Annotated in this window: 7 protein-coding genes; 4 read left to right on the forward strand and 3 right to left on the reverse strand. The window is 48.2% G+C overall.

The genetic code is table 11. The features are described 5' to 3' along the window. The 4 genes from VN105_RS00200 to VN105_RS00215 form a co-directional block, all read left to right on the forward strand. Positions 1 to 216, forward strand: a 216-nt coding sequence (locus VN105_RS00200; RefSeq protein WP_325636747.1) for a hypothetical protein, incomplete at its 5' end; no start/stop codon positions are given. A gap of 209 nt (positions 217 to 425) precedes the next feature. After that, the gene (tmk, locus tag VN105_RS00205; protein WP_325636749.1) at positions 426 to 1,124 is read left to right on the forward strand and encodes a dTMP kinase; all 699 of its coding nucleotides are present in this window, start codon (positions 426 to 428) and stop codon (positions 1,122 to 1,124) included. A 251-nt stretch (positions 1,125 to 1,375) separates the two neighbouring features. After that, complete coding sequence (locus VN105_RS00210; protein ID WP_325636751.1) at positions 1,376 to 2,557, forward strand: glycoside hydrolase family 76 protein; 1,182 nt, start codon at positions 1,376 to 1,378, stop codon at positions 2,555 to 2,557. Positions 2,558 to 2,623: 66 nt separating this feature from the next. Further along, entirely contained in the window at positions 2,624 to 3,337 is a 714-nt protein-coding gene (locus tag VN105_RS00215; protein ID WP_325636753.1) for a hypothetical protein, read from the forward strand. Between the two features lie 232 nt (positions 3,338 to 3,569). Here VN105_RS00215 and recB read toward each other — a convergent pair whose 3' ends face one another. From recB to recD, 3 genes are all read right to left on the reverse strand, one after another. Next, the gene (gene recB / locus VN105_RS00220) at positions 3,570 to 6,986 is read right to left on the reverse strand and encodes an exodeoxyribonuclease V subunit beta (protein WP_325636755.1); all 3,417 of its coding nucleotides are present in this window, start codon (positions 6,984 to 6,986) and stop codon (positions 3,570 to 3,572) included. After that, positions 6,983 to 10,192: an exodeoxyribonuclease V subunit gamma gene (gene recC, locus VN105_RS00225; protein WP_325636757.1), complete on the reverse strand. Its 3,210-nt coding sequence runs from the start codon at positions 10,190 to 10,192 to the stop codon at positions 6,983 to 6,985. The genes recB and recC overlap by 4 nt, the downstream gene beginning before the upstream one ends. A gap of 45 nt (positions 10,193 to 10,237) precedes the next feature. Then, on the reverse strand, positions 10,238 to 11,833 hold a 1,596-nt coding region (recD, locus tag VN105_RS00230; RefSeq protein ID WP_325636759.1), incomplete at its 5' end, for an exodeoxyribonuclease V subunit alpha.

Genomic DNA, 11,833 nt, shown 5'->3' on the forward strand with positions numbered 1-11,833 from the left:
AACAGCCCATACCATGAAGCTTGCTTTCTGGCAGTATACCATTCCCCAGAAGGATTAAATTTTATAAAAATTATTATTGAAGATGGAGTAACCCGTGCACAGGTTTGGCGACCCTGTGATCAAACTAACCCAAGGATGGAAATTTTGCGTGAGCACCAGGCAGGTAATGCCACTATTATAGAAACTGAAGGAGAGCCTGGTGTGATATGTTACTGATCACAATGTGCAAGCTGTTGCCGAACTGAGATAAAACAACTGCAGCCCCGGTTGAAACAGCAACTGCCGGCCGGGATTCGTTTTTTAAAAAAACTTTACTACCTTCGCCGCCATAGTGATAAAGAGCCTTCATCATTGCAGGCTCTTTGCATTTAAACATAACAACGGGAGATTTTCCTTAATTTCCAATCTTTAATTCAGACAACGTAATGGATAAAACCAGCAAATTTATAGCGGTAGAAGGTTTAGACGGCGCGGGTAAGTCAACACAAATAGAACTGCTGACAAAATACCTGGAGTCGAAAAATGAGAGAACCAGGTTTATACATTTCCCCCGTAGCAATAAGGGAATGTTTGGCGAACTCATTGCTAAATTCCTGCGTGGTGAATTTGGCGACGTGAAAAATGTACACCCGCAACTGGTAGCCTTATTGTTTGCTGAAGACCGCAAAGAGTTTGCCGCTACGATCAATGAATGGCTGAATGATGGTTACTTTGTATTGGTAGACAGGTACGTACTTTCAAACATTGCCTTCCAGTGCGCCAAGCTCCACTCAGATGAGGAAAAGCAATACCTGCGTAACTGGATCAATGAATTTGAATACAACTATAACAAGATCCCCAAACCCCATTTCTCCATTTACCTGGATGTGCCCTTTTCTTTCACGGAATCGGCGCTTAACAAAAGGCGCGCAAACGAAGACCGGGAATACCTGCAGGGAAAAGATGATATCCACGAAGCGGACTTCTCCCTGCAACTGGCCGTGAAAAGGGAGTATGATGCGCTGTTAACGGCAGATCCAACCATTAACAGGATCACCTGCTATAATGATGCGCAGCAAATGCGTCCTATAGCCGAAATCCACGAAGAAATTATTCAGCTGGTCAATAGCCAGGTGAAATTATAACCCTCCTTATTGCTGCAAGGGACTCCGTTCGTAGAATCGTTCCCCTACCTGAAAATATTTTTACCGGTTGTAAGTAATTACCGGTAGGATACCTGTCCTCCTGTAAAAGCATCTGCGCCAAACCCGGTTCCACTGTTATGAGCGCGCAGTTGCCCCTTGTTGAGTTTATTACGGCTTTATATACGACTGGCTGAGCGCAGCAGAAAACTGCTTATTCCACAAAACCCACAAAATCCACAAAACTGAAAAACATGAAAACTCTCCCCTGCGCTAAAGCGCTCCTCCGCAGCACCTGTATGGCAGTGCTCCTCCTGGCATTGATTGTTACCGGCTGTAAGAAACCGGAAATGATCAAATCTTCCGAAAATAACACCCTTTCCGGTACAACCGGCCTTGTAACAATTAACTCCGTACAACCGGTGAAATCCGAAGCGTTGCTGGCTATGCAATGCTATAACAATGCATTTTATCACCAGTATGGTACCTATGGCCCTTCTTTCAAAGCGTATTATTATTCAGATGTGAACCACACCGGCCGTATGGATTTTTGGCGACAGGCAGAAGCCATCGAAACACTGATCGATGCCTACAACATCAACAACGATGCAGATCTTAAAAACAAAATGGTGTACCTGTACAACGGCATGCGCGACGCCTATGGCCTGCTCTGGACTTCCAACATCTACAACGACGATGTGATATGGGGCGCATTAATGTGTATCCGCGCTTTCCAGATCACCAACGACGGCGGCATGAAAGACATGGCCAAAAACAACTTCGACATGGTGTGGAACCGTGCCTGGGATACCAACCTGGGCGGCGGCCTCTGGTGGACCACTGCCAACAATACCAAAAATGCCTGCGTGAACGCGCCCGCAGCTATTTGCGCCATGTACCTCTACCAGGCCACCGGCGACGCTGCCTATAAAACCAAGGCCAAACAAATTGTAGACTGGATGGTAACTAAACTATATGTACCCGGCACTGGTGAAGTGAAAGGCGCCATGAATGCCGCCGGCGTTATTACCGAAGGCGCCCGCACCTATACCCAGGGCACATTCATAGGCGCCTGCAGTATGCTGCACAACTCCTACCCTTCGGATAACTACAAAGCCATGGGCGCTAAAGCCATGGACTATACGAAAATCAGCATGTGCAACGCGCAGGGGCTGCTGCCGGATGAATATGATACCGACGACTGCCAGGGCTTCAAAGCCATATTTGCCCGCTGGGCCTGCCGCTTTGTGAAAGACCACAACTACCAGAGCACCTATGCCGCCTGGCTCAATTACAACGCGGCCGAAGCCTGGAATTACCGTAACTCCAATGGCCTTATGTGGGGCCAGTGGTGGCACAGAACCCCTGATAATTATGTGAACTCCTTTGAAACTACCTGTGGTATCGCCATGATGAATGGCGTTTGGCTGTTTTAACGGCTGCTTTTGTTTTTGTTCCGGGAGATATTTAATTTGTGTGAAACAAACCTATATCAACCGGTTATGATAAATACAAAAAGAATAGCACTGCTGCTGCTCATAATACTTTCAGGCATCATCACACAGGCACAGTCCCTGGCAGATATCGTGAATAAAAACGTTGCAGCGCTGGGTGGCGCTGATAAACTGAAAGTACTGAAAAGCCAGTATGCGGAAGGCACCATGGAAATGCAGGGAATGAACTTTCCCTTTAAAAGATGGGTGTTACAGGATAAAGCCATGCGTCTCGAATTTGAAGCGATGGGCACTACTAATATCCAGGTGTTAACCACTGCCGGTGGCTGGATACAGATGCCTGTGATGGGCAAAACTACCCCGGAAGATATGGATAGCGCTTCCATCAGGGCCATGGGCAAGCAACTGGATCTGACAGGTGATTTCTACCGCTACAATGAAAAGGGCAACAAACTGGAATTGCTGGAACCTGAAACCGTTGATGGTGTAAAACTGGCGAAAGTAAAAATTACCTATACTAACGGTAACGCTACTACGTGTTTTGTAGACCCTGCTACAGGGAATGTACTGAGAACGGCCAATTCAATGGCGATCCAGGGCCAGCACATGGAACTGGTGACCAATATCAGCAATTTTGCAAAAACTGCAGATGGCTATAACTATGGATCCAGTATCTCACAGGAACCGGTAGGAGTGAAAATCAACATTACAAAAATGGAGAATAATGTGCCGGTAAGCGAAAACATGTTCAGGAAACCTTAAAAGTAAGACTGTATCAAAATAATTTTATGTAGAGAGCTTTGACTTGCATAGTTCCCTGTCATGAAATTACTTTGATACAGCCTCTCTTCTGTTCCGGGATGTTTCCGGAGATGTCTGTATTTGTATACGATTGGGTTGCAGCGTGATACGAAAACGTATTGACGTTAATACAGGCAAAGCTTTCCTGAGAGGGTTTATCCGCGCAGTTCCTTTTCATGGGTATGGCTTTTCTTTATTTGGTGAGTAACGCTTCCAGTAACCTGATTTTCTTAAGATCCGGTTTTGTAGTAAAGATACCCTGACCACTTACATTCCTCACCCCTCGTACAAAGCAGTAGATAACGCCTCCAAACTGTTTCTCATAATCAAAGCCGGGGATGCGGCTTTCCAGGTATTTTTTTACCGCCACGGTATAAATAAAATACTGGAGATGGTAATTGTTTTCGTTCATGGCTGCCGCGAGGCTGTTCGCATCATAATCCGCTACGCTGTTGCCCAGGTAATTCGATTTCCAGTCGAGGATATAATACTTTCCCTGGTGCTCAAAGAACAGGTCTACTTTCCCGTTCATGATGCCCTCCAGCTCCTGGCTGCTGTATTCAGAGAACCGTTTTACGCTTACACTTACCTGGTCATCGGACAAGTTGTTGAGCAGGTTCGATTTAAACACCGGCACAGGGAAATCAAATTCAAACTCCGCCAGCCGTTGTTGCCGCCCTACAGATGCCAGCTGGAAGCTAACGCCGTCAATATGTATAGTAGCGTACATGACGTGTTGCAGCATTTCGTGTAGCCGTTCGAGATATACTTCCCGCTGCCCGGGCACAAATTTACGGATAGCCTCTTCCAGCCAGTGCTCCCACTTGCTGTTATCGGAAAAATTGATGCTTTCAAAGATAAAGTGCAGCAGGTTGCCCGTTTTGGCGCCGCGCCGCAGTGTGGTAAAAATAAAATTATCGTAGGGGTCGGCCTGTTGGAAAGAACGCAGCCGCGGCTGGTGTTCCGGTTTGGCTGCTAGCATAGTGTAGCTCATTTTCCGCCAGTTTTGCTCCTGCAAATGAAAAGATACCGGCGCCATGTTCACGGCCAGCTGGCTTTTGGTAAGCTGCTGCCGGTAGTTTTCTGCCGGTGCTTCCGGTAAGGCGCCCTGCAGCTGTATCAGCGAGGTATCGGGTAACTCAGCGGCCAGCGCTTTCAGGAAAACGGACAACGACGACTCCTTAAAAGAATGATGGCAGTTTTTAAACAGGTAGCATTTATATACAGCACGGGTGATGGCTACATAGATCAAACGGCGGTTTTCCTGCTCCTGTTGCTGTTGATAGGCTTTTAGCTGCTCTTCTGTAAGCAACGCCTTTTGTGTGCCCAGGTAATCGCCTGTGGCCGGATCGCGGAAGCTAACGAACTCAATTCTTTGCTTCTCCACAAAATCCAGGAAAGGGGCCATCACTATTTTATATTCCAGTCCTTTACTTTTATGGATGGTTACTATATTCACAGCGTCTTCATCGCTTTCTACGCGTTGGGCATATTCATCTCCATCGGTGGTCATGCCATCAATACCCCGTTTGAGCCAGGAGATAAGATCCCGCATGGAAAGGTTTTTACGGCTTTGCACCTGGTGTACCAGTTCAGATAACTGGTACAGGTTGGTGATGATACGTTCCCCGTTTTCTGTATGGCCCTCCAGTAATACCTGGCGTACATTGAAGTCCGTAATAAACTCCATGAGCGCGGTATAAGCGCCATCGCGCTGCCACAGGGTGCGGTATTTGCCAAACAGTTCCAGCATTATTTCATCGTCCAGCTGCAGGATGGTGTTGCTGTTGTAGCCGGTGAATGAGCTCAGCAATGCCCGGTTGATAGACGACCGGTCCGGCGTTTCCATGGCTTCCAGCAGGTGCAGCAGCTGCTGCGCCTCGGCAGACCGGAGCACTTTGGCCTCGTCGATGGTAACAGCAGGGATGCCGAGTTTGGCCAGCGCATGCTTAATGTCCCTGCCCTCCTGCCCGGTGCGCACCAGTATGCCAATGTCCGACGGAACAATGGAGCGGGCTCCCTCTTTGTTTTCAATGCGGTAATCTTTGTTCAGCAATAGCTGCGCAATTTGTGCGGCTACGCTGCTGCAAATAGTTTCCTTTTTATCACAGGCCATCACTTCAATGGGTACATCAGGCGTATCTCCTTTATAGAGATAGCCTTTCCGGTTGTTCTCCGGGCTGTGTACCTGGATGTAATTGATGCTGTCGCCCTGCCCCTCAAAATCAAAAGTGGGAAAGCCTGGTGTGGGCTCAAAGAACACGTTCATGGCACGGATCATATTTTCCGAGGAGCGGAAGTTCTGATTCATGTCGTATACCTGTTGCACGCCGTTGCGGGCGTTGAAGTAGGTAAATATATCCGCTTTACGCCAGGCGTAAATACTTTGCTTGGGATCGCCAATGTAGAACAGGATGGTGTTGTGGCCAAAGGCGCGGTCAAATATTTCGAATTGTTCTTTGTCGGTGTCCTGGAACTCATCCACAAATACCGCCTTGTATTTACTTTGTAAGGAGGTTATCAGCGCTTCGTTATTATTTTTCACCAGGGCGGTGTGCAGGTTGTTAATGAGGTCATCGTAGCCCAGCATATTGCTGCGCTCTTTGAATGCACGCACCTGTTCACTGATTTCCCTGATAGCGGTGTAGTACAGCTGCCGGCGGATAAGTTGCTGGTGTTCTTCCAGTTGTTGGGTAAGCGCTTCTATTTTGTCTATTTCTTCCAGTATTTCCGGAAAAACGGCATTAATGAACTTAGCTTTCTCCCGTTTGGCCTTTATCTTTTTAACCAGTTCTTCCGGTTCGGCTACCAGGTCGGGCCATTCGCTTTTGGTGTACCGGTTGGCATTGCAGGCGGCTACCCAATGTGCGCTGTTGGCTGTTATACCGGCATACAGTTTTTCGGTGGCTTCCTGTTCTTTTGCCTTCAGCTGTTGCAGTTCCCCGAGCCATTGCTCCTGCAAGGTGCTGCTGATTTCGTCAGGTACATCATCTGAATAACCAAAGAATTTTTTCCCGCTGAGATGTTCTTTGATCACATTCAGCAGCTCGGTTTTCATGTCTTCGTTCCAGATCTGTTCCAGCAGGCCGGGATGGAGCGTAGTTACATTCCGGCGCCAGAATTTATTCAGCTCGTTTTCAATAACCGGTGTAAGATCGGGCACCATAGTGGCGCCAAACAGCTGGTTAGTTTCAAAGGCATATTCATTCAGCGTTTGCTGGCAGAAGCCATGGATGGTGAGTACAGATGTTTCATCCAGCAGCAGGATGGCATCGCGGAGAAGCTGCTGTACGGGGCGCGGATCATCAAAGTCGATGACGCTGAAAACCAGGTCCATGATCTTTTGATCGCTGATTTCCTGCCCCCGGCTTACTTTGTAGGCCTGGCGTATAAACAGCCGGATCCTTTCTTCCAGTTCTGCTACGGCAGCCCGGGTAAAAGTAACCATCAGGATTTCTTTAACGGATAGCTTTCGCTCCAGTATCAGCCGTAATACCAGTATGGCGATAGAATACGTTTTACCGGTGCCGGCGCTGGCCTCAATGAGGTTGCTGCCTTCCAGCGGAACGGTACCCGCATCAAACTGTTTATATATAATGCTATCGATCATTTCTCTTTGTCTGCTGTTTCAAAATAAGCTTGTAACAGGGTAGTCAGCGGCAGTATCACCAACTCATGAATGTCGAGATAGCTGGTCAGTGCTTCTTCCTTCTCAAAAAATCCCTGTTCATATACCTGTACCAGATATGGGTCCGGCGATTCGTGCCGGTCTATCATCCCCGATATCTTATCTCTGAACTTCTTCAGATCCATATTCAACCACTCTTTTTCCGTGATTTCAAGATCGGGGTAGAAGGATATTATTTTGCTGAAACCTGTTTTATACACTTTTACAATTTCCGTTAGCCGCCTTAACGCTTCTTCCTGCGTTAACGGGGCGGCCTGGAAGGCGTCTTCTTTTTTGGTACCTGAAATAAAGCAGAGGTCCGTAATTACACCAGCAGCTTTTCCCGCCAGGTAGCGAAGATAGGCTTCTATCAGGTACTTACTTTCCCTTTTTGACCACGACACCTGTACCAGTGTTCGATCAAATACGCGGAGATTTCCTTTCAGCATACTGTCATCCGTTACCAGTTCAATGGTGATCCGTTTTTCTTCCGCGCCTTTGGTAACGGCTTCATACAGGCTGCGTACCGGTACCACCATTTCCTCCATTTTCTGGATAGCCACCGTAGCCATATTGCGGAGCGGCAGCTTTCCTTTTTTTACCAGGGTAGTTTGCAGCGTATTCTTGTTATCGCCGGATACCGGCAGCAGTTCATTTTTCACGGACCATTGCTGCAGCTTATTCAGGTTGAAAATTTCCGTTTCGCTGAGCAGCAACTGGTTGTCGTTGTAGCGGATACCCAGCACTTTATTATAATAAGCACGGAAAGGATTTTTAAAGAAGCTGATCAGTTCTTCCAGGGTAATTTCTTCGAAGGTTAAGGGAGTGGTAATTTTATTTTCGTTGAGATAAATTTTTTGGCTGGTTTCCTTATTGCTCAGGTAAGAAAAAAGACGGTGATCTGAACCGGCATATTTCCTGCTGAAGCTCTGCAGCGGCTGCAGGGTGATTAGTTCGCCGCGTACGGCTTCCGGTGTATCTGTACCAGCTTCAATGTAATCCACCAGTTCATCCACCAGCACGGATGGCGGAAGATCTGTATTGTCTTTGGCATCTTTCCCGATATAGCTGATATACAGGTATTCCCTGGCAGAGAGCAGCGTTTCAAGGAACAGGTGTTTATCGTTCTCTTTTACATTACGATCGCCTTTCTGCCGGTCTTTTTCCATGAGGTTGAAGCTCGACTTATTCTCCCGCCGCGGAAATTTATTGTAGTTGAGGCCCATGAGCGCTACCACTTTGAAAGGGATACTACGCATGGGAATGAGCGAGCAGAAAGTAACACCGCCGTTTACGAACAATCCTGCACGGGTGCTGCCGGTAAGCGTATCCAGGAAGCTATGGCTGAATACTTCGAAAGTTACTTTTTCACTCATGAATTGATTCAGCGCATTATAAGCGGTGAGTTGTTTTACGAGTGTGTTATAGTCTTCGTCAATATCATCTACCGGTTCATACACCATGTTATGCAATACTCTTTCGGTATAGGCCACCCATTCCACAATGGTGCGTGGTCGCCGCCTGTCCATGATAGAAGACATGAGCACTTCTGCAAAATGACAGAAGCGTATCACATCATGCGCGTCGCTGCCTTCGGTAATATCCAGCGGAAAAAAGCTGTCTTCCCCGAGGCCGTACTCTTCTTCCCCGCTCATACAAATACCAAACATAATCCGTTGTATACCGTATTGCCAGCTCACAAAATGGGTTTCGTCCTTTTTGTTACCGTTAATGCCAAAGCGGATATTGGCTGCCTCAATGATGCGGCGGATGAGCACCGGGTCGTTCAGGTTAAAGCGTTTGCGGATATAGGAAAAGTCGAGCAGTTGCATCACCGCTTCCGAGGTGAAATTTTCCTCGTTCATAGTGAGGATGGCATGCAGGGCATTAAAGAGATTATCGTTATCGGTATAGCTTTCATCTGCAATTGTATAGCGGAAAGCATAGGGCGCATTGTTGAACACGGCTTTGATATAGGGTGCATAAGCGTCTATATCGCTTACCATTACTACAATGTCGCGGGGCGATAAAGCTTCTTTCCGTTGCGCTACCAGGTGTACCAGGTAGTTGTAAACCACTTCTACTTCGCGGGCAATGGTATAGCAGGCGTTGATGGTGATGGAGCCGTCGCGGACATCATGCAGGGTGATTGGTTGCCTGTCGGCAGTGGTGGCTGCCGCGTTGAAAATATCGTGTTGAATTTTATGGAGCAGGCTATCCGGTTTGGGTTCCACGGTATCAATTTCTTCGTAGGCGTTGATGAACGCATCGTAGGCGAAGAACAGGCCGAAGCTGTCCTGTATTACCCGTCCCCAGCCGGTGAGCAGGGCATTGCCGGCTTTGGCATCCTGTATATCTTTTAATCCTTTCTGCCGCCAGCGGGCTATTTGTTTTTCGTTCCGGTCGTCGAACCAGAACATTACCGGCGACGGGTTAATGATATGGAAATAGACGTCTATAAAAGACGATAGTTCATGCAGGATTTTCACGTGGTAGGCCGTGATAATAGACAGCCCGAACAGGTGCACCACCGGCATACGGGCCGCCAGTCCTGATTTCTGGCTATTGCTGTGCAGGACATCAAGAATAAAATTCCCTACAATGGTCTTATCGGGCAGGGCGCCGCCGGAGAGCTGTTTTACTTTTACCCACAGCCAGTGCTGCCAACCGGCGGTGGCCAGTTCGGGGGTATCGGTAAAGGTCCATGCCTGGATCATTTCCGGGCGGTATACCTGGTACTGGTCGAACAGGTCGGCTACTTTTTCCGCCAGTGCCATTCGTTTCAGATCGCTTTCCGTTTCGGCTGTGGTGTAATAGGCGGCCACTTTGGGGTATTTGGCAATGAACTCTTCCTGTCCCAGCAGCTTAAATACCAGCCAGCTGAGATTTTGAGGGGAGAGTACTTCTGAATGCGGCCCGCCCAGTATTACGTACAACTGGTACAGCAGGTCGTTGGGCTTCATGAAGCGGCAATTGGCCGCAATGCCCAGATGTTCGGCCAGCTGGAGTTTCAGCCAGTTGTTCATCCCTTCCGTTTGGGTAATGATATAGTGAGGCTGGAACACACTGTTGCCTGCGTCGCGGAGGTTTTGCGCCAGCCCGGACGATAAACTGTTCAGTGAGTTCGAAACTTTTAAAAACAATGCCATTGATAGATCCTTTGTTTGCACTCCGCCATTCCCGAAGCAGGTGATTTAATCTGACGCTGCATCCACTTCCCTGAACCTTGCCGCGATGCCCGAAGCCCTTTCTACGAAGCGTTCTGCCGCCATGAGTATTACCTCCGGCGTTCCCTGTACATATACTTTGTTTTTTGCGCGGCTTACCGCGGTGTACAGCAGTTCCCTGGTGAGAATGGGTACATCGGTGGTATCCGGCAGCAGTACCAGTACTTCCCCAAATTCGGAGCCCTGGCTTTTATGGATGGTCATGGCAAAGGCGGTTTCCGCCTGGGTTAAATAACCGGGCAGCACGGCTTTTAATGTGCCGGTGCTGTCTTCAAACCAGGCCATGAGCACCCCGTTTTCATCCGCACGGATGATGCCGGTATCGCCATTGAACAAGCCATGTTCATAATAGTTACGGGTAAGGATCACCGGCCGGTTTTCATAAAATTCTGTATTGGCGGCGATCAGCTTTTTATCGGATAAATACTTTTCTATTTTTTTATTTACGGTATACAATCCCTGCGGGCCTTCCCTTACGGCAGTGAGCACGCGTTGCGCATTGAGCAATTTCAGCGCAGCAGCAATATCTTTTTCTGCAATAAAGCCGGCATAGCCGGCAATAAAGTCCACGAACAATTGTTCTGAAGCATCAGGGTCAATAACCACCTGTTCATCTGCCGAAGGCGGAAAAAAAGAACTGATCACGGGCACATTATTACTGATAATAGCCTTGCTGAATTTACCAATACCCTTATCGCCGGTGAAACGATGACTGTGTCTTAATTCCACGAGATGCTGGAATAGCGGGTGATGATCGTCGTTTTGTACTGCGCTGCCAGGGATCTGCCGGCTTTCTTCCGGGATAAAATGATTGATCAGTTGCCGGCGGCTGTTACTAAAACGGTTCAGGTGTTCCTGTGCCTGGCAGAGGTCACCAAAAAGACTTCCCGCTTCCACGGAGGCCAGCTGGTCTTTGTCGCCCAGCAAAATAAGCCTGGTATCCGGGTGTATGGCATCCAGCAGTTTGGCAAACAGGGCCACATCAATCATGGAGCACTCATCTACAATCACTACATCGTAGTTGAGGGGGTTATCTTTATGATGCCTGAAGTACGGGCTGCCACTGACAGGTTTCAGCAAACGATGAATGGTAGCCGGTTGCAGCGCGCGGAATTTTTCAGTGATATGCGCATCTACATTAATGGCCGTATTACGTAAACTTTCCGCCATACGGGCGGCGGCTTTACCGGTAGGCGCCGCCAGGGCCACTTTCAGCCCCGGATCGGTGGCAAATAGGATGGCCAGTATTTTAGCCACAGTGGTGGTTTTACCGGTACCGGGCCCCCCGGTGATGATCGTGAAATTATTCAGCACGCCGGTGATGGCGGCTGCCAGCTGCCAATCGGTTGGATCGTTATTATTGCCGGTAAACAGTTTATTGATAAGTGGTTGCTGTTGTTGCAGCAGGGCAATTCTTTCCGGCAGCTGTGTTTTTTCTTTCACCAGGAACTGCCTGATGCGTTGCAGAAAATTTGTTTCATACCGGAAATAGCGTTGGAGATACAACCTGTTCTGGTAAATCACAAAAGGTTGTTTATCGTTGCCCTGTGTACCTACCAGCGG

Source organism: Chitinophaga sp. (assembly GCF_035564935.1).
Lineage (GTDB): Bacteria > Bacteroidota > Bacteroidia > Chitinophagales > Chitinophagaceae > Chitinophaga.